Source organism: Marinobacter arenosus, assembly GCF_019264345.1.
In the GTDB taxonomy this organism is placed as follows: domain Bacteria; phylum Pseudomonadota; class Gammaproteobacteria; order Pseudomonadales; family Oleiphilaceae; genus Marinobacter; species Marinobacter arenosus.
The window spans coordinates 1,452,969-1,474,101 of record NZ_JAHVAO010000001.1 but is presented as its reverse complement, the minus strand read 5'-3'; the positions used below and the strand labels follow the sequence as shown (position 1 = coordinate 1,474,101).

General features: G+C 59.4%; 26 protein-coding genes. 15 read left to right on the top strand and 11 right to left on the bottom strand.

Annotated features, from left to right (window positions below):
• The first annotated feature begins 86 nt into the window (after nucleotides 1-86).
• The 6 genes from KXD86_RS06845 (at nucleotide 87) to KXD86_RS06820 (ending at nucleotide 4,922) form a co-directional block, all read left to right on the top strand.
• On the top strand, nucleotides 87-377 hold the full coding sequence (locus tag KXD86_RS06845) for a type VI secretion system PAAR protein (RefSeq protein WP_218635299.1): 291 nt from the start codon (nucleotides 87-89) through the stop codon (nucleotides 375-377).
• A gap of 96 nt (nucleotides 378-473) precedes the next feature.
• On the top strand, nucleotides 474-956 hold the full coding sequence (locus KXD86_RS06840) for an FKBP-type peptidyl-prolyl cis-trans isomerase (RefSeq protein ID WP_218635298.1): 483 nt from the start codon (nucleotides 474-476) through the stop codon (nucleotides 954-956).
• On the top strand, nucleotides 953-2,404 hold the full coding sequence (locus KXD86_RS06835) for an SLC13 family permease (RefSeq protein ID WP_218635297.1): 1,452 nt from the start codon (nucleotides 953-955) through the stop codon (nucleotides 2,402-2,404). The genes KXD86_RS06840 and KXD86_RS06835 overlap by 4 nt, the downstream gene beginning before the upstream one ends.
• Before the next feature lie 99 nt (nucleotides 2,405-2,503).
• A complete protein-coding gene (locus KXD86_RS06830) occupies nucleotides 2,504-2,896 on the top strand; it encodes a hypothetical protein (protein ID WP_218635296.1) in 393 nt (130 codons plus the stop codon).
• 173 nt (nucleotides 2,897-3,069) lie between these two features.
• Nucleotides 3,070-3,534, top strand: coding sequence for an AtaL-like protein (locus KXD86_RS06825; RefSeq protein WP_218635295.1), 465 nt, complete (start codon nucleotides 3,070-3,072; stop codon nucleotides 3,532-3,534).
• A gap of 65 nt (nucleotides 3,535-3,599) precedes the next feature.
• On the top strand, nucleotides 3,600-4,922 hold the full coding sequence (locus KXD86_RS06820; RefSeq protein WP_218635294.1) for a ferredoxin reductase family protein: 1,323 nt from the start codon (nucleotides 3,600-3,602) through the stop codon (nucleotides 4,920-4,922).
• 13 nt (nucleotides 4,923-4,935) lie between these two features.
• Here KXD86_RS06820 and KXD86_RS06815 read toward each other — a convergent pair whose 3' ends face one another.
• Nucleotides 4,936-5,931, bottom strand: a complete 996-nt coding sequence (locus KXD86_RS06815) for an MBL fold metallo-hydrolase (protein WP_218635293.1) — start codon at nucleotides 5,929-5,931, stop codon at nucleotides 4,936-4,938.
• 92 nt (nucleotides 5,932-6,023) lie between these two features.
• Here KXD86_RS06815 and KXD86_RS06810 point away from each other — a divergent pair, with 92 nt between their 5' ends.
• Nucleotides 6,024-6,182, top strand: coding sequence for a PFL_1563 family small protein (locus KXD86_RS06810; protein WP_218635292.1), 159 nt, complete (start codon nucleotides 6,024-6,026; stop codon nucleotides 6,180-6,182).
• Nucleotides 6,183-6,331: 149 nt separating this feature from the next.
• Nucleotides 6,332-7,153, top strand: coding sequence for a substrate-binding periplasmic protein (locus KXD86_RS06805; protein WP_218636755.1), 822 nt, complete (start codon nucleotides 6,332-6,334; stop codon nucleotides 7,151-7,153).
• A gap of 71 nt (nucleotides 7,154-7,224) precedes the next feature.
• Here KXD86_RS06805 and KXD86_RS06800 read toward each other — a convergent pair whose 3' ends face one another.
• Nucleotides 7,225-7,965 (bottom strand): helix-turn-helix transcriptional regulator, encoded by a 741-nt coding sequence (locus tag KXD86_RS06800; RefSeq protein ID WP_218635291.1) that lies wholly within the window; start codon nucleotides 7,963-7,965, stop codon nucleotides 7,225-7,227.
• 80 nt (nucleotides 7,966-8,045) lie between these two features.
• On the opposite strand from KXD86_RS06800, the gene KXD86_RS06795 reads away from it, so the two are divergent.
• The gene (locus tag KXD86_RS06795) at nucleotides 8,046-8,495 is read left to right on the top strand and encodes a hypothetical protein (RefSeq protein ID WP_218635290.1); all 450 of its coding nucleotides are present in this window, start codon (nucleotides 8,046-8,048) and stop codon (nucleotides 8,493-8,495) included.
• 80 nt (nucleotides 8,496-8,575) lie between these two features.
• Here the strand turns inward: KXD86_RS06795 and KXD86_RS06790 are convergent, their stop codons facing one another.
• The 6 genes from KXD86_RS06790 to KXD86_RS06765 form a co-directional block, all read right to left on the bottom strand.
• Nucleotides 8,576-9,061 (bottom strand): MOSC domain-containing protein, encoded by a 486-nt coding sequence (locus KXD86_RS06790; protein ID WP_376770950.1) that lies wholly within the window; start codon nucleotides 9,059-9,061, stop codon nucleotides 8,576-8,578.
• Nucleotides 9,062-9,085: 24 nt separating this feature from the next.
• Nucleotides 9,086-9,271 carry a hypothetical protein gene (locus tag KXD86_RS06785; RefSeq protein WP_218635289.1) on the bottom strand — a complete coding sequence of 62 codons (186 nt, stop codon included), beginning with the start codon at nucleotides 9,269-9,271 and terminating at the stop codon, nucleotides 9,086-9,088.
• Nucleotides 9,272-9,364: 93 nt separating this feature from the next.
• The gene (cls, locus tag KXD86_RS06780) at nucleotides 9,365-10,777 is read right to left on the bottom strand and encodes a cardiolipin synthase (protein ID WP_218635288.1); all 1,413 of its coding nucleotides are present in this window, start codon (nucleotides 10,775-10,777) and stop codon (nucleotides 9,365-9,367) included.
• A 215-nt stretch (nucleotides 10,778-10,992) separates the two neighbouring features.
• Complete coding sequence (locus tag KXD86_RS06775; RefSeq protein WP_218635287.1) at nucleotides 10,993-11,595, bottom strand: NUDIX hydrolase; 603 nt, start codon at nucleotides 11,593-11,595, stop codon at nucleotides 10,993-10,995.
• A 167-nt stretch (nucleotides 11,596-11,762) separates the two neighbouring features.
• Nucleotides 11,763-11,969, bottom strand: a complete 207-nt coding sequence (locus tag KXD86_RS06770) for a cold-shock protein (RefSeq protein WP_070964605.1) — start codon at nucleotides 11,967-11,969, stop codon at nucleotides 11,763-11,765.
• Between the two features lie 315 nt (nucleotides 11,970-12,284).
• Nucleotides 12,285-12,953, bottom strand: coding sequence for a glutathione S-transferase family protein (locus tag KXD86_RS06765; protein WP_218635286.1), 669 nt, complete (start codon nucleotides 12,951-12,953; stop codon nucleotides 12,285-12,287).
• A gap of 239 nt (nucleotides 12,954-13,192) precedes the next feature.
• Between KXD86_RS06765 and KXD86_RS06760 the strand changes: the two genes are divergently transcribed.
• Nucleotides 13,193-14,785, top strand: coding sequence for a BCCT family transporter (locus tag KXD86_RS06760; protein ID WP_218635285.1), 1,593 nt, complete (start codon nucleotides 13,193-13,195; stop codon nucleotides 14,783-14,785).
• Nucleotides 14,786-14,934: 149 nt separating this feature from the next.
• Here the strand turns inward: KXD86_RS06760 and KXD86_RS06755 are convergent, their stop codons facing one another.
• Nucleotides 14,935-15,897, bottom strand: a complete 963-nt coding sequence (locus KXD86_RS06755) for a DUF6635 family protein (RefSeq protein ID WP_218635284.1) — start codon at nucleotides 15,895-15,897, stop codon at nucleotides 14,935-14,937.
• A gap of 92 nt (nucleotides 15,898-15,989) precedes the next feature.
• On the opposite strand from KXD86_RS06755, the gene KXD86_RS06750 reads away from it, so the two are divergent.
• Both KXD86_RS06750 and KXD86_RS06745 read left to right on the top strand, forming a co-directional pair.
• Entirely contained in the window at nucleotides 15,990-16,349 is a 360-nt protein-coding gene (locus tag KXD86_RS06750) for a rhodanese-like domain-containing protein (protein ID WP_218635283.1), read from the top strand.
• A gap of 37 nt (nucleotides 16,350-16,386) precedes the next feature.
• On the top strand, nucleotides 16,387-16,842 hold the full coding sequence (locus tag KXD86_RS06745; protein ID WP_218635282.1) for a GatB/YqeY domain-containing protein: 456 nt from the start codon (nucleotides 16,387-16,389) through the stop codon (nucleotides 16,840-16,842).
• A 20-nt stretch (nucleotides 16,843-16,862) separates the two neighbouring features.
• Here the strand turns inward: KXD86_RS06745 and gloA are convergent, their stop codons facing one another.
• Entirely contained in the window at nucleotides 16,863-17,396 is a 534-nt protein-coding gene (gene gloA, locus KXD86_RS06740; RefSeq protein WP_218635281.1) for a lactoylglutathione lyase, read from the bottom strand.
• A 171-nt stretch (nucleotides 17,397-17,567) separates the two neighbouring features.
• A complete protein-coding gene (locus tag KXD86_RS06735; protein ID WP_218635280.1) occupies nucleotides 17,568-18,437 on the bottom strand; it encodes a hypothetical protein in 870 nt (289 codons plus the stop codon).
• A 222-nt stretch (nucleotides 18,438-18,659) separates the two neighbouring features.
• Here KXD86_RS06735 and KXD86_RS06730 point away from each other — a divergent pair, with 222 nt between their 5' ends.
• The 3 genes from KXD86_RS06730 (at nucleotide 18,660) to KXD86_RS06720 (ending at nucleotide 21,064) form a co-directional block, all read left to right on the top strand.
• Nucleotides 18,660-19,355, top strand: a complete 696-nt coding sequence (locus KXD86_RS06730) for a vWA domain-containing protein (RefSeq protein WP_218635279.1) — start codon at nucleotides 18,660-18,662, stop codon at nucleotides 19,353-19,355.
• A gap of 45 nt (nucleotides 19,356-19,400) precedes the next feature.
• Nucleotides 19,401-20,132: a DnaJ domain-containing protein gene (locus KXD86_RS06725; RefSeq protein WP_218635278.1), complete on the top strand. Its 732-nt coding sequence runs from the start codon at nucleotides 19,401-19,403 to the stop codon at nucleotides 20,130-20,132.
• 101 nt (nucleotides 20,133-20,233) lie between these two features.
• Nucleotides 20,234-21,064 (top strand): transporter, encoded by an 831-nt coding sequence (locus KXD86_RS06720; protein WP_218635277.1) that lies wholly within the window; start codon nucleotides 20,234-20,236, stop codon nucleotides 21,062-21,064.
• The last annotated feature ends 69 nt before the right edge of the window (nucleotides 21,065-21,133 follow it).

The window sequence follows — 21,133 nt, the reverse complement described above, 5'->3', positions numbered from 1 at the left end:
CTTTGTTTACCATGAGCGCGTTGGGGGCCAGTGAAGGCACCCTTGGCCAATATGGATAATGCTTCAAGGACAGAAGGAACCAGGGAATGAGCAAGAACGTTGTGCTGTTGGGTGATCTGGGAACCGATCACCAGGGTTTTCCACCCACGCCGGTAATCGGCGGCTCCCCCGATGTGCTGATTGACGGTAAACCCGTTGCCCGCGTTGGCGATCCTCTCGCACCGCACTCCAAACCCAAGCATTCTGCCCATCCGCGCACCATAGGCGCTGGGTCTTCAACGGTGTTGATCAATGGTATGCCCGCTGCGGTGACGGGCAGTGCGGTTTCCTGCGGCGGCGTCACCGTTGGCAGCGGTAGCGTTGTTATTGGTGAATGATACACACACTCGCGCCTGGTTGTCTGTTGGCTCGCCGCTGGAGCCAAGGTCACCACAGGTTATAATGGCGCATCTTGAACCGTCGCAGAGAACCCTATGCCAATCGAAAAGAACCAAGTCGTTTTGTTTCACTACAGCGTTCGTGATGACCAGGGCAACGTCATTGAAGACTCCCACGGTGGCGAGCCGAACGCCTACCTGCATGGTCACGGCGGGGTTATCCGGGGCCTGGAAGAAGCCCTGGAAGGCCGCGACGCCGGCGATACCTTCAGCGTTACCGTCACGCCGGATAAAGCCTACGGGCCGCGCAAGGAAGATGCCGTTCAGCGCGTGCCGATCAAGCATTTGATGGGGGCCAAACGCTGGAAGAAGGGCATGATCGCCCAGGTGCGAACCGAGCAGGGCCCGCGCCATGTGGTGGTTGCCAAGGTCGGCCACAAGTTTGCCGATGTCGACACCAATCATCCGATGGCCGGTAAAACCCTGACCTTTGATATCGAAATCCTTGAAGTGCGCGCTGCCGATCCGCAAGAGATCGCGCACGGCCATGTGCATGGGCCGGGTGGGCATCATCATTGAGCGATCGCGACTCTGATCGCCCCTCAAGGGGCAGGGTGATCGGCCTGATTCTTGGCCCACTGTTCCTGCTGATCACTCTGGCCCTTCCCGCCCCGGAGGGGATGTCGCCGCAGGCCTGGGCGGCACTCGGGCTGATGTTGCTGATGGCGACCTGGTGGGCCACCGAGGCCATTCCTATCCCGGCAACGGCGTTGGTGCCGATTGTCCTGATACCGGCCCTCGGACTTGGTGATATCCGGAGCGCCACAACCCCCTTTGCCAACCCGATCATCTTCCTGTTCCTGGGCGGGTTCACCCTGAGCCTGGCGATGCAGCGCTGGAACCTGCACCGGCGTATCGCACTGATCATCCTCAAACGCGTGGGTTACAAGCCGCGACGTCAGATCGCGGGGTTCATGATTGCCACCGCGTTTCTGAGTATGTGGGTGAGCAACACCGCCACCTCCATCATGATGCTGCCGATTGCCCTCTCGGTCATTGCGATGGTGGAGTCGTCCAACGAAGAGGGGGTGCGTCGATATGCGACGGCCCTGCTTCTGGCCATTGCCTACTCCTCCAGCGTGGGGGGAATCGCCACCCTGATCGGTACACCGCCCAATGCGTTGCTGGCGGCGTATCTGAGCGAAAGCCAGGGTATCTCCATCGGTTTCGCCCAGTGGATGATGCTGGGGGTTCCGGTCTCTCTGGTGATGCTGTTGTTGATCTGGGGGTGGCTGAGCCGTCGGGATTTCGGGCTGGGCAACCAGGCAGGCAGCGCTGACACGATTGAGGGCGAACTGACTGCCCTCGGACCTCTGCAAAAAGGTGAAAAGCTGGTGGCCCTGGTGTTTGTCATGACGGCGGCGGCCTGGATTTTCAGGCCGCTACTGGCGGACGGGTTGATGCCCTGGCTCAGCGATACGGGCATCGCCATAGCAGCCGCCATCGTCATGTTCCTGATTCCGGTGAATCTCCAACAGCGTGTGTTTTTGCTGGATTGGGAGACGGCGCAACGCCTGCCATGGGGCGTACTGCTCCTGTTCGGCGGCGGACTGGCCATGGCGGGTGTGATCAGCAGTTCTGGTCTGGCGGAATGGATTGCACAGTCTCTGTCAGCGGCGGATCAGTTGCCAACGCTGGCGATTGTTGTGCTGGTCGTTGGGGTCATCATTTTTCTCACGGAAGTGACCAGCAATACCGCGACGGCGGCGGCTTTCCTGCCGCTGCTGGGTGCCCTGGCCGTGTCCCAGGATATGTCGGTGCTTCTGCTGACGGTACCGGCTGCCATCGCCGCCAGTTGTGCCTTCATGATGCCGGTGGCAACGCCGCCCAACGCCATTGTTTTTTCCAGTGGCCACATGCGAATCTCGGATATGATCAGTGCCGGTTTTGCACTGAATATTCTGGCGATTATGGTGGTGACACTGCTCAGCTACGGTTTGCTGGGGTTTGTCTTCACCCTGCAATGAGCCGCATCGTCCGCACCGCCAGGGTAACTGGCGTTGACCGAAAACGGTGTGGCGGGCGAGATCATCGAATTACCTGTTTAATCCATTCGGACGGTTACCATGATGAAATCGATTGCCCTGGCGGCACTGATCGTTGTCCTTCTGGGGGCTATCGGTGTCCAGTATTACATTACGTCCGTCCCGGCTCTGGAGGCGCCCATCACCGTTGGTGACGTTCGGGACGTGCCGTCTGAAAATTCGCTGGTAGTCACGCTGGTGGACAAAGACGGGCAGCGATTCATCGTCGGCCTTCGGGGCGATATCAACAAACCGGAGGAAGCCGCGCTTTTCTACATCCGGAATCCGGATGTCGTTCCCTACGTGTTCTGGCCGGGTCTTCGAAGTAACGATGAGAAGCGGGTTCTGGAACTGCTGGAGAATCTGATCGAATCGAACGCGTCAGACATTGCCGCCGTTCGGAGCATCTACTCGGTTTTGAAGGAACGCAACTGACGATCAGGGCGAGCCTGCAATTTCCTGCTTGCTGGCACAGGCACCAAGCGGGTATCTGTCCTAGTCTGGAGGAGAGAAAACCTTCCGATGGCCGGTCCTGTACCTTTCCCGCCTGACCGGAAGGGTATGGCACAGTGCTGACTGATCAATGATATCGGCAGACAGGAGACCAAATGACGTTTGAGCACATTGTTCAGATAAACGACCTCACAAAGCCCGAGCTGCCGATGCTGACCAGGGAGCAGGTGTGGGAGGGGTTGGTGCTCCGGGCCCGGCGGCCAGACAAGTTCCTGGTGGGCGTTGACGAATTCGAGATTATTGAGCAGAAACCGGCCTATATGAAGCGGTGCCTGAATCTGCCCGGGCTGGCGGTGTTTGACGAAGTCACGTTTTGGTCGGAGGCAAGAATAGAGTACCGAACGCTGCCAACGGATACGGTTCCGGCCGCAACCCTTGTCATGGATATTGAAGAGCCGGAACCGGGATCGCTTTTTGTCCGTTTCCGGTATCACTCAGCGAGCATTGAGAACGGGCGAGATGCGATGCCATACGACCAGTATCTCCACGAAGCCTATGTGGCCACAGATATTGAAACGATTGAGATCATCCGGGAGCTGGCCGCGACGGGGGTGTTCTGAGGTTTCTTTACTGGCGCGTCGAATCATCGCGCTGATGGTGAAACTGTTCGACAGCGTCATCGGACATGAAACGGGTTGAACGGATGAAACCACTGTTTTTGATCGTTGTTTACCTTGTCGCAGTGACCTTGCCGTTGATCCTGTCCCTGTGGGTCGGAGGGCCTCCGCGCCAATTCCACCAGGAGCTGGCATCGGGCCTTGGCATCCTGGCCTTCTCGATGATCCTCATGGAATTCATCCTGTCCGGCCGGTTCAAGGCCATTTCAAATGGCATCGGCATGGATGTGACCATGCGGTTTCACCAGATCATGGCTCGCACGGCGCTGGTCTTGGCTCTGTTGCACCCGCTTCTCTACCAGGGGACGCCGTCCGGCGGCCCCCGCCCGTGGGACCCCACGCGCCAATTGACGATCACGACCGATTTTTCCGACCTGTCGACGGGCATTGCCGCCTACCTGCTTCTTGCAGGCCTTGTTGTCATGGCCATAGGGCGCACCCAACTGGGCTACAGATACGAGACATGGCGCCTGCTACATGGGCTCGGCGCGCTCTTGATCGCGGTTCTGCTGTTGCATCATACCGTTTACGCCGGGCGTTACGGTTCGCAGCCGGCGATGACCTGGGTGTGGCTGGTCATGACGGGACTGGCGGTCGGGTCGCTGCTTGCCGTTTACCTGGTGGTTCCCCTTCTGCAGAAGGCACGCCCCTGGCGGGTGAGCTCCGTTGTGCAGTTGACGCCAAAGCAATGGGAGGTGACCGTGGAACCGGACGGTCATCGTGGTCTGAATTACAAGGCTGGGCAATTTGCCTGGCTGAATGTGGGGAAAAGCCCTTTCTCGATGAACGAAAACCCGTTCTCCATCTGCTCCGCGCCGGCGGCCGGACCGCGAGTCGCTTTCATGATCAAAGAGCTTGGCGACTTCACACGAACCATTGGCCAGATCAAGGCTGAAACCGTCGCCTATCTGGACGGCCCTTATGGGAATCTTACTGTCGATGGTCGCGCTGAACCCGGGGTCGCGCTCATCGCCGGTGGCGTCGGCCTTGCTCCGCTGCTCGGCATTCTCAGGCAAATGCGCCTGACCGGCGATCCGCGCAAGGTGACGTTGATCTACGGAAATCGCCTCGTTGACCAGATTGCCTATCGTGAGGAGTTGGGGGAGGAAGACGTAGTCTATGTGCTGTCAGAGCCCCCGGAAGGTTGGCACGGAGAGACGGGCTTCGTAGACGCAGCGCTGATTGATCGCGTGTTTTCAGAGAACGAGTTCAGCGAGTGGGTCTTCGTGATGTGCGGACCGGCGATCATGATGGATATTGTCGAAGCCCATCTGATCAAGAGGGGCACGCCCTCTCATCGTATCCTGTCGGAGCGGTTCAATTATGACTGATCGAGTAAGGCGCTTACGTCGGCGGCGACCACACTTCCCCGTGTTGCATTACCCGGAAAACCGACTCGTTGAGGCCGTGTTTCTCCAGGGCCAGCCTCAGTCGCCGGGGTGGCTCGTCCATGGGTTCGTCGGTCAGCACGAAGGTGCCCCAGTGCATGGCGACCGACTGGCGGGCGCCAATATCCTGATGGATTTTCAGCGCCTCTTCCGGCGCCACGTGCACCGGGGCCATGAACCAGCGCGGGTCGTAAGCGCCGATCGGTAGCAGTGCCAGATCAATGGGTGCAAACAGCTCGCCAATGTCGCGAAACACCTGCCCATAACCGGTATCACCGCCAAAATAGAACCGGAAGCCGTCCATTTCCAGGAGCCAGCTGCACCAGAGCGTGGTGTTGGTGTCGGTTGCGGTTCGTCCACTGAAGTGTTGGGTTGGAAGGCAGAACGCTTCGTTGTTGCCGGTCAGGGGCGCCGATTGCCACCAGTCCAGTTCCAGCAGATTGTGGATGCCGCGCTTCTCGAACCAGCGTCGCAGCCCCATGGGAATGCAGAAGCGCAGGTCGTTGCCGAACCGCCGATGCAGCTGGCGCACGGTAGCTTCATCGAGATGGTCGTAGTGATTGTGGGAAACCAGTACCAGGTGTATTGGCGGCATGTCGGCCACGGTCAGGGCGGGTGGCGTGAACCGCCTCGGCCCGACCAGCCGGAAGGGGCTGGCACGATCCGATAACACCGGGTCGGTCAGTACGTTCAGGCCCCGATACTGGAACAGGAATGACGCATGCCCCAGCCAGGCCAGCTGTGGCTCTGGTGGCGGGTTCATCAGCGCATGCCCATCCGGACGCAGCAGCGTGTAGCGTTTACCCTTCGGGAATCGGCGGCCGGGGGCCAGTTGCCAGCGCAGGAAATCCCCCAGGCCATGACGCGGCACCGGCTCGAGGTTGCGATACCTCCCCCCGTCGACATGGGGTTTCGCGGCGAGGGCGGCGAGACGTTCGCGGTCGATGGCCATGAATTGCGTTCACTCCAGACAATTTAATCCTGTTTCGGATAGTATGGACGTTTGAAGTTGGTTAATAGACCAACAGTGACCTGGAGAACATCATGAGCAAGAAACCCGAGAAAGTGACATTAACGTCTGCCGCAATTGAGGAGCAGACCGCTGCTTTTTTAAAGGCCGGCGGCGCTGTAGAGTATGTGGGCAAGGGTAAGAGTGGACAGCTTTCGTACCAGGGTTCGAAGCAGGTCAACCTGAAAAAGTAACGGGGGTAGATTAATCTGGCCCCGGTTTGCATTGACGATACTTCCGACTATCTTCCGGTGAATTGAACCGTTGTCGCCCAGAGCCACTCTTAACGACGGTAAGGGTGTCTGGACGTTAATTGCGTGTTCCACGGAAAGGCAGCAGCGTGATGAAAATTGCCGCGAAGGCTCTGACATGGACGGTTGCAGCACTGGCGGTTTTTCCGGCCTGGTCCGATAACCGGGTGGAGCAGCCCCTCACGGTCTCGATTGCCGCGCCCGACTATTGGTGTCCGTACGCCTGTAATGCGGCGGGACCGCGCTTTGGATTCACCGTTGATATCACCCGCGCGGCGCTGGAGTCCGAAGGGCACAAGGTGGTCTATAAAAACCTGCCCCTCGATCGGGCGCTTCGGGAGGCAGAGAGTGGTCGTATCGATGCCGTCGTGCCTGCCTTCAAGGGGGAGGCCCCCAATTTTCTGTTCCCTTCACATGCGGTGTCCCAGACTGAATACTGCTTCTACGTTCCGGAAGACGAACCCTGGCGGTACCGCGGCCTGGATTCTCTCGGGAACATCAGCTTCGTGGCCACCTCGGGCTACACCTATGGCGAAGCAATCGATGCGTATATCGCCGGCGTTCCGAATGAGCGCGTGACTCTGATCGGCGGCGGTGACGTATCCAATCGCCTTCGGGAGCTGGTGAAAAGGGGTCGCTTCGATGCACTTCTTGATGACCGGCTGCTGTTCGAATCCAGCCAGAACCGCATTGGCCTGAAGATTGCCGGTTGTCTCGAGGAGCACCATGCCGGCTTCCTGGCACTGTCTCCGGATGACCCAGAGCGATCCAAGGCCATTGCGCGGGCTTTCGAGCGTGGCTTCATGACCCTCCGGGAGAACGGGCAGCTTTGCAGGATTCTGGAGGCGTACGATTTGGGCATCGAATTCGTGCCCGGCGTGAACGCGGCGTACTGCGCATCAGCGGCTCAGTGAGGTTTGGGCGTTCTGTTACCCTGTTTTTTCGAGGTAGCTCGTAGAAAAAGCTTTTCGGGCTCTACGAGGCATTACCTGAGAACGTGGAATTCCTGCAGGCCGTGAAGCACCCGCGATGGCGCCAGGCCAATCATATTCTGGAACGACCGGCTGAGGTGCGCGGAGTCGTGCAGGCCCGCGTTAAGGGCGGCATCGGTGAGCGATTGGTCTCTCGCCACGTGGTAAAGCACCGAGCGCAGGCGCGACCAGCTTCGGTAGCGGCGAAAGCTGATGCCCACTTCCGCCCGGAACAGGTGGTTGAATCGGGATTCCGAGAGGTGCACCTGGCCGGCCAGGTTGGCGCGGTCGAAGGGCAGGTCGCCCACGTCCCGCAGGTAATCCAGGCTGCAGGCAATACGCTTGTCCAGGGCGGTCTGTTGCCCCAGCGCCGACTTGGGAAGCAGTTGGGACAGGTCGAAGGATTGCAGCTTTCGCTCCAGGACCCTGTGCCGCCGGGGGGAGGGCAGCGGGTCAAACACCACCGGGCGATCATGCAGCCATCCGGCCTTCAGGAGCCGGGTCTCGGGGGCATCCGGTTCCAGGTAGAGCGACGCCATGTATTCGCCACCGCTGTCCAGGCCATGAGTCACATCGGCATCCACCAGGGCGCTGTGGCAGGTTTCGCGCCGACCATCCGGGAAGTGCAGTGTGAGGGGGCCGCTCAGGCCAATCAGAAGCACCGGTGCGGCATGCGCATGCAACCGTGCAGGAGGGAGCTCGCCCAGGAACAGAGCCCGGTCACGCGCCAGCCAGAGGCGTTTTTCCTGTGTCATTGAACAGCCCAAACGTACAAGTTGTGCCGAAGCCTGTCCGGCATACTTCGGCTTCACAACTATAACCAAGGAGCAAACGCATGTCTCTGGCTGAAAAGATCTGCCTTTCAGCGGCTTTCCTGTTCTTCATGACGGGTCTACTTACGGGCATCTGGAAATACCGGCACATAGCCCGAAGCGAGGACGCGTCCTCGCCGGTCTACGTCGATATCGCCCACCGCAGTTCTCTGCTCTACAGCTTCGCGGCCCTGCTGCTGGCGGCATTCAGCGCCCACAGCGTGCTGGCGGACTGGGTCAATGCCGCGGCCGCCGTCGCGGCATTGGCGTTTTTCGCCTTTGCCATCGGCACCTACGTGCTCCACGGCCTGCTTCAGGACACCGACAACCAGTTGCGCCGCCCCCATCGCCTGGGCAAGCGCCTTCTGCCGCCCTGGGTGACCGGCTTGTTTATGGTGTTGCTGATCGTCGGGGAGGTCGGGGGCACGCTTGTCCTGGGAACCGGCGCGATGCTGGGCATCTGGAAGAGTTGAGAGCGCCAGGGTGATGATTCCCGTTGGTTCCCGGAGCAGGTCCGGTGAAAATCGGCCAACGGGAGCTCGTCCAGTTGCGGTTAAGGGTGGGCCTGCACCGTATCGCCGAGGGCCAGCTCACCGCCTTCAACCACCCGCGTCGTGATGCCGCCATGCCCGCGCATGGCGTTGTATCCGCCTGGCCCAAGCGTGGTCTCCATCTTGCTGCAGGGGTGACAAAGGCCCGTGTACTCCAGGACCACGCTCCCGATTCGGAAGGTTTTGCCTTTCAGGGCCAGCAGGTTCAGGCCGGAAATCACAATGTTGCGCCGGAACACCTCCGGCCCGATGGCGTCCTGTTGCAGGCACGAGGCGATGGCGTGCAGGTGCTCTTTCTGGATCAGGGTCACTTGCCGTTTGCTGGTCTCTCGGCCCTTGAATCGATCGCCTTCCAGGCCCTTGCCAGGGGTGACCGATACGCGATCGAGTGCTTGCATGGCCTCGCCACGGGCGGGACGGATACCAATCCATTCCACCCGGCCCCGTTGGGGAAGAGTATCCAGCAGGGTCTGTAAGGGTGTCGCCAAGCGTTGCGCCCTCCGGGTAACGATTCAATGACGCGGGTTACTTTTATCGGGAGAGGCCTGGTCTTCGGAGGCGTTGTCGTCCGGCGTGAGGTAGTAATCCTTTTTATCAAAGGTCTTCACATCCGGATCCTCAATTCTGTTCGTGCGCCGTCCCTTGTTCAGCCAGTAGGCCAGACCCGCGATAATGATGATGAGTATGATCCATTTCATGTCCGTTCCCTCTTTGCGGTGATGTACCTCTTATTCAGGCCCCGGCGGGACAATCCGTCAATAGAGCCGGTCTCGCTTTTAATGACTTTTCTCCTAAAGTACGGGCGACGCCAGCCTCGATAGCTTCACGCCCAGCCGCCACCACAGGGGTCGCTCGTCCAGGCTGTCGGGATCGATTGGCTCTGCGTGGGCAAAGTCTTGTTCGAACATGGCTTCCATCTGGGTGGCGAATCCCTCATCCACGATCACGGCAGCCACCTCGAAGTTAAGGCGGAATGAGCGGTTGTCAAAATTGTGGGTGCCGACGCTCGATACGCGGTCGTCGACCAGCATGACCTTTTCGTGAAGAAAGCCGGGCTGATAAGCGTAAAAGCGAATGCCGAGCCCGCGCAGTTCCTCGATGTAATGGAATGCCGCGAGGTAGACGGGCAGGCTGTCGCCTTTGCCGGTGGTGATGATCCGAACGTCGACGCCGCGAAGGGCGGCCAGCTGCAGCGCTTTCATGACGGCCTCATCCGGAACGAAATAGGGAGCCGACAGCCAGATGCGCTCTCGGGCAGCGCTGAGTGCCGAGACGAAAAACAGGCTGGCCTTCTCCAGGTGCCCGGTGGGTGCAGTGGGGAAAATCATCACCTGCTGATCGGCGTTGGTGGCCGGTGTCGGTGCCCATTCCAGTTCCGGGATTTCCCGGGTGGCCCAGTACCAGTCGGAGAGGATCGTCAGTTGAACCTGGACCGCTGCGGGCCCTTCGATCTTTACGTGCGTGTCCCGCCAAGGGCTTAACTCCGGGTCGAGCCCCAGGTATTCGTCACCCACGTTGTGACCGCCAACCCAGGCCTCCCGGCCATCGACCACCACCATTTTCCGGTGATTGCGGAAGTTGAGCTGGAACCGGTTTCGCCAGCCCTGGTTGGGTTTGAACGAACTGACCTCAATGCCGGCGGCGCGCATGTCGGCCAGGTAGGTGTCGGGCAAATCGGAACTGCCGACTTCGTCGTACAGCACCAGAACCTTCACGCCCGAACGGGCCCGCTCTGCCAGCGCGTCCTTGACCCGCTTTCCCAGGCCATCGTCGTGGATCATGTAGAACTGGAACAGGATATAACGTTCCGCCCCGGCGATTCCCTCAAGAATGCTGTCGAAGGTGGCCTCGCCATTGACCAGTAACTCCACGGCGTTGCCTCGGAGGAGATCAAGTTCCGACAGCCGGTGAATGGCGTTATACCAGGACGGCGCCTGACTCTCGGGGATCTTCCACGCTGCAAGTTCCTTGCGGTACCCCTCGACAATCTGGTCGATTTCATCGGAGCGCGCTTCGTACGCCTCTGCCATGCCCTCGAACTGGTTCCTGCCGAATACCGCATACGCCGGAACGGCGACAAAGGGCATGGTGACCAGAGACACGGTCCAGGCCACCGCGCCTGTGGATGTGCGGGTCGTCAGGGCAGCATGCATGGCCATGATGATGCCCACAACATAGAAACTGGTTACCAGAAGTCCGATCATGCCCTTTCTTGATAGTCTCACTTTGGCTGCTGCTTTGGTGTTGGAGAACGCCAGGTGTTTCGGCCCGAAGATGCATGGAGTGGAGCAATCTGCTGCTTGCCTGCTGTTTGCACGTTCATTGTGGGGCAGCAGGTCAGGGCGGGCGGTGCTATTTACGAGTTAAGCCCATCGGGCCGAGGAATGCCAACCAAAGCCGGCGGACAATCTGTGCCCTTCTATTCTTGTTTCGGTGTGGTCGCAGCGTTATGTGAACGGTCCCATGCCAGAAGTTCCTGCAACATGCTGTAACTCAGCCCCCAGATGCAGTAGCCCTCGAAGCGACAGCACGGCATGTTCAAGGTGCCAAGCGGCGTGCGCCAGGGCAGTCGGCTCTGGTTCTCCCTGGCGGCGAGGTAGTCGAGGGGCACCCACACCGTCTGTTCGACTTCGTGGTTCAGCAATACAGATGGCGATCCCCGCCATTCGTAGACGTAGGGTGTGACCACCATCGGTCGCCAGCGGCTGTGTTGGCGGGTAACCAGGTCAGACAGCCGGGCCTGGAAGCGGCCATGGCGTACCAGGTCGACTCCGGTTTCTTCGAGGGTTTCCCGTTCGGCAGTGGCTCGCGGTGTGGCATCCTCCGGTTGCATGCGGCCTCCGGGAAAGGCCATGTCTCCGGACCAGGGATCACCTTCCCGACGGGCCCGCTGGATGAACAGCAGCTCCACGCCGCCATCGTCAGCCTGTCGGTAGATCAAGGCCACGGAGGCGCGGGCGAGGCGACGACGGAGAGGTAATTTGCGGGGGCGCAGGTAATTCGCCCAGTGTTTGGAGGCCACAGTGGTTTGTCCTTTGCTGTCAGTGGGCAGTCTACTCTGGCTGGAGTAAACCCGATCTGATTATGTCAAAGTAAAACCGGGGCGTGTTTATTTCTCGCGTGCCATAAAACCTGGCAATAAAAAAGGCAGCCAGAGGCTGCCTTTTCAATCACGTTTTTACCTGTTAATTACAGGCCAATAACGTTCTCTGCCTGCGGGCCTTTCTGGCCCTCGGTCACGGTAAACTCAACTTCCTGGCCTTCGGCCAGAGTCTTGAAACCGCCACCCTGAATAGAGCTGTAGTGGACGAAAACGTCCGCACCGCCTTCACGAGTAATAAAGCCAAAACCTTTTGCTTCATTGAAGAACTTAACGTTGCCTGTAATGGTAGACATAATATATATCCTGATATTGATCATTAGTGTGCCGCCAAGAGATCGTTGTGATCTTTGATCAGCGATATGCGGGAAATAAAAAACTGGCAGGATCAAAAACAGGACGACAGGTGTGAAACACAAAAGGTCTTATTCGTGAAATGCTTTGCTAAATCTTTCCAACGACCGAGACAGTACGCTAATTAAGAGGTACTGCATAGCTAAGTTTTCAATTATTTGTATAACTCCCTGCAACCCCGGCGAACCGGGGCACGTTTATTTGTTGCTTTTCAGACTCTCCCATCCGGGCGATGGTTTTTTGATACGTTCAAAGATTCAGGCGAAGTCGTATTCCCCGCCTTTCTCAAGGCCCCGCTGGTAGGCGGGGCGTGCGTGCACCCGCGCCACCCACGCGGTGATGTTCGGCCGGTCCTTGCCGACGATGCCCCGAGCCACGGAGGCTTCCAGCGGGAAACTCATCTGGATGTCCGCCGCGCTTAGGTTATCCCCCAGGAACCAGGTGTTTTTCGCCAGGTGGGCTTCGATGAAGTCCAGGTGCGTCTTGATCATGGGGCCGATGAACGTCTCGATGGTTTTGTCGGCAATGCCCTTGGCGACGGGTTTGATAAAGAACGGCATCGGGCTGGTTTTGACCTTCTGGAACACGAGGCGCATCACCAGCGGCGGCATCAGCGAGCCTTCGGCGTAATGCAGCCAGTAGGTGTAATCCAGCCAGGCCTGGCCGCCGGATTCCGGCAGCATGGTGTCTTTGCCGTAGGTGTGGGCCAGGTATTCGATGATGGCGCCGGACTCTGCCACCACCAGATCGCCGTCGGTGATCACCGGGGATTTGCCCAGCGGGTGTACCTTCTTGAGGCTTGCGGGCGCCAGCATGGTCTGGGGATCACGCTCGTAACGCTGGATCTCGTAGGGTACGCCCAGCTCTTCCAGCATCCAGAGAATGCGCTGTGAGCGGGAATTATTCAGGTGGTGAACTGTAATCATGCAGAAACTCCATTCGCATCAAAATATTGGGCAGATTAGCAGAGTAGTCTGTAAATGGCGTTCTGGTTCATCTCTTCTGTGTTTTCTGGCACAGAATTCAGGCTTTTGGCGAGTGCCGCCCAGCGACTGGTATGGTTCGGAAGGCGCGTTTGATTCTTAGAGGTCAAAATATTAGGGTGATTTTAGGGAGGTTCACTTTCAAACAGGCTGCCAGACCATGCGGCCGAGGAGGCTTCACATTGGGTGATGTCGCTATAGATGATTATCAGACCGATTACGTGGCGGGACAGGACAATATCGCCCGGTTCGGTTTCGATATCCACAACGTCGTGTTTCCGTTAACGGCGCTGCTGATCGTTGCGTTCGTTGTGGCCACGCTGATTTTCCCGTCCGGAGCGAAAGAGCTCCTTGATAGTGCCAAGAATGGTGCGATCGCGATCTTTGACTGGGGTTTCCTCCTCAGTGCAAACCTGTTTGTTCTTTTCTGCCTGGCGCTGATTTTCATGCCGGTGGGCAAGATTCGAATTGGCGGTGTCGACGCCAAGCCTGAGTTTTCCATGATGTCCTGGTTTGCCATGCTGTTTGCTGCCGGCATGGGCACGGGGCTGATGTTCTGGTCGGTCGCCGAGCCGGTTGCCTATTACACCGACTGGTATGGCACGCCCCTGGGGGTGGAGCCAAACACACCTGAGGGCGCCCGTCTGGCGATGGGGGCGACCATGTATCACTGGGGTCTGCACCCCTGGGCGATCTATGCCATTGTTGGCCTGTCGTTGTCCTTCTTTGCCTACAACAAGGGGCTTCCGTTGACGATCCGCTCCGCCTTTTTCCCCATCCTGGGCGACAAGGTGTGGGGCTGGCCCGGCAATGTGATTGATACCGTGGCCGTTCTGGCGACCATCTTCGGGCTTGCCACCTCGCTGGGCTTCGGCGCTCAGCAGGCCGCATCCGGGCTGTCCTACCTGTTCGATATCGAGGGTGGCCTCAGCGCTCAGATAGGCGTAATCGCGGGTGTAACCGCGGTCGCAACCTTTTCCGTCATACGCGGTATCCATGGTGGTGTACGACTGCTGAGTAACGCCAACATGGTAATGGCAGGTCTGCTGCTGGTGTTTGTGATATTTGCCGGGCCCACGCTCGCCATCTTCAACTGGCTCTGGGACACCACGGTTTCCTATGCCTCCAACATGGGGGCGCTGAGTAATCCGTTCGGGCGTGAGGAAGATACCACCTGGTTCCACGGCTGGACGGTGTTCTACTGGGCGTGGTGGATTTCCTGGTCGCCGTTCGTGGGTATGTTTATCGCCCGGGTGTCGAGGGGCCGCACGGTGCGTGAATTTGTTACCGCCGTGCTGATCATTCCCACGATTATTACCGTTTTCTGGATGAGTGCGTTTGGCGGCAGTGCCCTTGACCAGGTCCGCAACGATGTCGGGGTGTTGGCGTCCGAGGGGCTGACCGAGGTGTCCCTGGCGATGTTCCAGGCACTGGAGAATATTTCGCTCTCGGGGCTCACCTCGTTCATCGGTATTACGCTGGTCCTCACGTTCTTCGTGACGTCTTCGGACTCCGGTTCCCTCGTCATCGACAGCATCACATCGGGTGGCAAGATTGATGCCCCGAAAGCCCAACGTGTCTTCTGGGCGGTTACTGAGGGCTCGATTGCCGGTGTCCTGCTGTTTGTGGGCGGTGAACAAGCACTGAACGCCCTCCAGGCAGGTGCCTTGAGTGTCGGTCTACCGTTCACCCTGGTGCTGCTGGTGATGAGTTACAGCCTGTTCAAAGGCCTACACCACGAGCGCGGCCTGCTGGTTGCCGAAGGCAAGATGTGATCCGGGAAAACCGGAGCGGTTTATCGCCTCCCCGATTGAACCTGCTCCGGTTATCCGTTAAATCTACCGCCTCGCACACTGCGAAGTCAGTCCCTTTACCTCACGAACAGGGGCTCGGCCATGGCGGGTTAAGTAAGAGCCGGCGCAGGCTAGCTCAAGCCCGATTTGATCATATCGAAGGTGTCCAGAATGCGCGCCACAAAGTGGTCTTTCGGGCGGAAGCTGCTTTGGGTGCTGACGGTGACGTCTCTCTGCAGGTGATCCAGTAGTTTGTTCAGGCGCCGCCGATGCAAACCGATCGCCGCCTGAACGGGATCGAAAATAACCCCGGATAAAGCCGCAAAGGCTGCCAGTGCGGCCATGACCGCGACCATCACGCTGGCCGTGGTGGCCAGCGAAGGCTCGGGTGGAAAGAAACTGTAGTACCACCCGCCAATGGTTTCCCCGAGGATAAAGTCCCGGGCGGCCAGGGTTTTTGCGAGCATGGACGCGAGCACCACCCCGAGCCCGATCCCCCCCGGAGTGAACTTCTGGAACGCAAACGCCCCCAGTACGGTGCATGAAATGCTGTTGGTGATATCGGCAGACGCCGTCCGGGTCACCCGGTACTGGCCGAGGGCGTCCGCGACCAGCGGCTCAATCAGTTTGCTGAATTTCTGGTGGTCGACGGGGCCCAGAGTGTGGCGCGCATAGGCCGCCTCCAGGGCCTCAACCAGGTAGCTCTCCAGCAACGGGGCTTCCTGGCCATTGTTCAGCAGTTCCACCTGAATCAGGTCCGAGATGTGCTGTTGTACGCGGGTGGTAAAACCGGCAGGTACACGATCTGCCGCATGGTGCAGCCACTTCAGGCCGGTTCGTTCGGGGACCAGAACCCTGACCAGACAGGCCAGGGCGTATATCGGCGCCCAAAGCAGATTGGCGGGTGCCCGCAACATGTCCCATCCCAGAGCCATGCGATTGGTGGCGATGGCGCCCGGGTAGTGGAAATGGCGGTCAATAAATGCCGGGATCCGCGCCCGGCAGTCGTCAAAGTAGCGCTCAATGCCGGAGCGGATTGCCTGCTCGATCTCAACTTCGGAGACGTGTTGCTCGGGCGATGTGACAATGGGCATAGTGACAGGCGCATCTGCAGGCGAGTGAGTGTCTGGCGCATTAAACCGCAATTGAGAACAACGGGCCACTGGTCCAAACGGAGTAAATCATTATGAGTCTGAAAACCCTGCAAGAAATCGTCGCAGAAACCAAGGCCTCTCTGCATTGCCTGACGCCCGAGGCGGCGAAAGCGCTGATGTCCGAGCACAGTGATGCCCTGGTGATCGACGTGCGTGAGCCCGGTGAAGTGGCTGAAAAACGCCCGGCCGGCACGATCAACATTCCCCGTGGTGTGCTTGAGATGAAAATCACCGAACAGACCACGGATCCGGACCGGACCATTCTCGTACACTGTGCCACCGGCGGCCGTGCGGCGCTGGCCGCGGCGTCCCTGACGAAGATGGGGTTCAGGGACGTCAGCATCATCGACTGCAGTTGCGATGAGCTGATTGCACAGTTCGGTGCCGCGTGAAGCCCATTCCCTTAATCCACACAGAAGGAGCACGATCATGGCGGACGCATCCCTCAAGGACCAGTTGAACAACGCAGTAAAAGACGCAATGCGGAACAAGGATAAATCCCGGCTGGTGACGCTGCGCATGGCCCAGGCCGCAGTCAAACAGATCGAGATTGATGAACGCCGGGAGCTGTCCGATGAGGACGTGCTGAAGGTACTGGACAAGATGCTCAAGCAGCGTCGCGACGCCGCCAGTCAGTATGACGATGCCGGCCGCGAGGAGTTGGCAGACAAGGAACGGGCGGAGATGGTGATCATCGAGGAATTCATGCCCGCCGCCCTGACCGAGGATGACCTGGACGCCCTGATTCGCGCGGCGATCCGTTCAACCGATGCCAAGGGGATGCAGGACATGGGGCGCGTGATGAACGAACTGCGCCCCCAGGTCACGGGCCGGGTTGATATGGGCCATCTGAGCAAGAAGGTGCGGTCAGCGCTGGCGGAGTGAGTTCCGCAGCACGGGATTGGTCAGTCGCCGAGTGACCCCAATCGCTGTGCCTCGATGATTTCGATCCAGTAACCGTCGACATCCTTGATAAAGGCGACGTCGGGCATCGTGCCTTCCTCGGGACGCTTCACGTAGGTCACCTCGTTGGCGTCGAACCAGTCGATGGCGGAATCGAGGTCAGGAACCGAGATGCAGATATGTCCGAACCCCTGGGGCTGGGCATTGCCGTCGTGGTAGGAGAAGTCCTCTTCGTTCTCCGTGCCCCAGTTATGGGTCAGCTCAAGTATGCCGGTCTGGCTGAAGGTCCAGACGGTGCGGATGGCCTCTTCCTCAGGCGCGGTCTGCCCCTCGTTCAGTCTGGTGAGGAAATACAGTGAGAACTGCATTTCCTCGAAATCCAGCCGCCGTAATACGGTCATCCCCAGCAAGTGGGTGTAGAAGGCCAGGGACTTTTCCGGATCCTTGATACGGAGCATGGTGTGGTTCAGCCGGAACCCTTCGGTTTCCTTCGCCGGGGGTTTCACGCCTGGGTACTTCTCACCAGTAAAACTCATACTCTCGCTCACTCAGTTGTCAGTGGGTCATAGGGGGCGGCTCACATCGCCCTCAATGTGTCGTTGTGCGTTTGGTATGGTTGGTCGGAGTATTGTAAGAGTAGTCAGAGATCGGCAGGCTGGAAAAAAATTCCGGCTTTCCTGATCCCGGATATGGCGGATGGACCCTCTTTACCAGTCGAGCCGGATGCTCCCGAACAGCGCATCGCCCAGGCGCAGGTCCAGGGTGCCGGCGTCCAGGTCCGGGTACCGGACGCGGGTATCCACACTCGCGCCAACGCCCAGAACCATGGCGGGCCACCATGGGCGACCGGAATTGATCCGGTAGGTGAGCTCCGTTCGCCACTCGCGCAGGTAGAGTGCGCCTTCCACCTCCCGGGTCGCATCCAGCGTGGCCCAACGATCCCCTTCGCGCTCCAGGCGGAGTGTCCATCGGCTGCCGGGGCTTTGCCACTGCAGCAGGACCGGCAGATCCGCGAGCCATTGGCCATTGTCATCGGTGTGCTCCCAGCGAATTCGGGGAAGCCACCGGAACGAGCCGAAGCGGTGATCGCCGCCGACGCCGAGGCTGAAGGCAGAACTCTCATGAACCGACCGGAACACGGCCACGCGACCCGTGGCGATATCGCCGTGAACGCTTTGATACTTGAACATGTTGGACGTGCCGGCCAGCTCCGCCCGCGCTTGCACGCGGTACAGCCCGTGCCGCCATTGGCCGCCGACCATGAACCGATGCAAATGGCCATTGTGGGCCGGTTCCCCGGTGCGGATCCGAAGGGGCTGGTAATCGTAATCAACGCCGAAATCACCGTCGGCACGTTCGCGACGCCAGCCCAGCCCTCGCTGGGAACGGGTTACTTCACTGGCCGAGGGTACATCCTCCGGCCAGTCGTAGGGCTGCCACTGACGGTACAACAGGTAGACCGTGTCCGAGGCCTGGGCGGAACGCGGCAGGGCCAGAGTCGTTAGCAGCACAATCACCAGGAGGAGCCACCATGATGGCGCACCCTCGGCGGTCGGAAAGCAGCGGCCATAGAACATGGTGAGGCCTCCGGTATCAGAGGTGTTCAGGCGTACCTGCAGATTATGCCAACGGGTTAAGTGCGACAACCGGTGGTGCGATCTTCTGCGGAAGGGTGGCGCTCGGCCGTGGGGGGTGATGATTGGCGATACCCGGGGTCGGCCACGGCCTGTGAATCAGGCGTTCTTTGCCCTAGGATTAGGGTTATAGCGTGGCCATTCTGAGTGGGTTTCCAGACGCCTATGTCCGACAAAGAACTACGCCCAAAATCCGATAAACAGTCCATCGACCAGTTTATCCACCAGGTCCGCACACTGCCCAAAGGTGGTGCGGGCCGGGGCCGTTTGATATTCGCCCTGGACGCCACTGCGAGCCGGGAGGCGACGTGGGATCAGGCGTGCCACCTGCAAAGCGAATTGTTCCTGGCGACCCGGGACCTGGGCGGTTTGGCCATTCAGCTGTGTTACTACCGGGGCTTTGGCGAATTCAAGGCGACGAAATTTGTTACCGAGACCGGTCAGCTTCTGAATCTGATGAATGGCGTGTTCTGCCTGGGTGGCCGCACCCAGATCAGTAAGGTTCTGGCGCACGCGCTCAAGGAAACCCGCAAGGAGGCCGTGAAGGCGGTGGTGTTTATCGGGGACTGTTGCGAGGAACCGGTGGATGCGCTCTGCCATACCGCCGGCGAGCTGGGCATGCTGCGCACCCCAGTGTTCATGTTCCATGAGGGGGACGATGCCCACGCCCGGGCGGTGTTCCAACAGGTCAGCAAGCTGTCCGGCGGTGCTTATGCCCCCTTTGATCGTAACAGCCCGCAGGTGCTCAAGGATCTTATGGCTGCGGTGGCGGTCTATGCCTCCGGGGGTGCCAAAGCCCTGGAGGACTTTTCAAGCCGCAGTTCGGCGGAAGTGAAGCGCCTGACCCAGCAGATCCGATAAGGTCCGTTCCCGGACCCCGTTGAGTCGATTAGCCCGGAGTTCCGTGTGCACATAACGCTGATATTTCTCGTGTTGTCCCTGTTCGCGGCATTGTGGCTGCGCAGCTTGCCACGGAAACAGCGAGGGCCGGCCGCCATCAGGTTGGCGTTGTTCGTCGGGATTGCCATTGTGGTGGTGTTGGCCGTGACCGGCCGGTTGCACTTTGTCTTTGCCCTGCTGGCATTTCTTTATCCGCTGTTGCGCCGTGTGCTGCCCTCGCTGCTGTCCGGAAGCCTGGCCGGCGCGGGAAGAGGTGGGGCGCGGGCCAAAGCGGGCAATCAATCCCATGTGTCCGGGGACATTCTGGAGATGACCCTGGACCACGATTCCGGCGCCATGAGTGGCACCGTTCTGAAAGGTCCCATGGCCGGCCGGCAGCTGGCGGATCTGGGCGAGAGCGAGTTTCTTGAGTTGTTACGGTATTGCCGGGCACATGATGAAGACTCGGCGCGGCTGCTGGAAACCTACCTCGATCGACGGTTCGGGGATTCCTGGCGCGACGATGACGAGGGGGATGGCGGTGATGAGGAGGCGGGCGAGCAGGCCAAAGACGGCAGTGCCGGCGGCCCGCTGACCGAAAGCGAGGCTCTGGACATCCTCGGATTGCAGCCCGGAGCCTCCCGGGAGGAGATCATCCGGGCGCACCGCCGGATGATGCAGAAGGTGCACCCGGACCACGGCGGAAGTAACTATCTGGCAGCTCGAATCAATGAGGCCAAGGAATGCCTGCTTTCCTGACTGTTCTGCGATCCTTTCACGGGGCTTTTATTCGCCGCTCCCTTTGCCCGTTTGCGCTCGGGCTGGCGTTGCCATGTTTCGCCCTGGAGCCTGAACCTCGGATGTGGAACCACCTTCCGGTGGACGCAAATTTCGGTGGCATTGCCTTCGCACACACCGAAGCGGATATTTACTTCGACCCCACCTTACGACTTGAAAACGTCGAGTTAACGCAGGACACCTGGGCAGCCAAATACATTCGGACCTTTGAGGCGTTGGGGAAATCGGCGCGACTGGACATCACCCAGGCTTATCAGAGGGCAAAATGGACGGGCTTAGTGAACGGTGTTCCCGCGTCAACCTCACGGGTTGGCTGGTCGGATACCCTGGTTCGAGTCGCGATGAACGTGTACGGGGCGCCGCCTCTGCGGGGCCAGGAATTTGCCAGGTATCGGGCAACGGCGGGCCGGGAAACGATCGTGGGGGTGGGGCTGGTGCTGCGCCTGCCAACCGGTGGCTATGAGGAAGATAAACTGCTCAACCTGGGCGAAAACCGGTTCGTATTCAGGCCACAACTTGGGGTGATTCACAGCCGGGGTAACTGGACAACGGAACTGACGGGTGAGGTCGCGCTCCACGCCGAAAATGACGATTTCTTTAACGGCAACTCCCTCGAACAGGAACCGTTGTACTTTGTGCATGGCCACCTGATCTATTCACTCGGGCCCGGGCAGTGGGCGGGTATCAGTCTTGGTTATAACCACGGCGGTGAAAGCCGCATCAACGGCGTTGACCAGGACGATGTCAGGCAAAATGTCGGCTGGAAACTGAGTTACGCACACCCGGTCACGCCCGTCTCCGGGCTCAAGGTGTCCTACGTAGGCAGTCGCACCGAAGAGACAACCGGCTTTGATGCAGAGACCCTGGTCGTGGACCTATCCTTTGCCTGGTAAAGACCCGAGGAGAATCGCGCCGGCGTCGACTATGATTTGAGTAGTCGTGGCGTGGAGAGGTCCACTTGG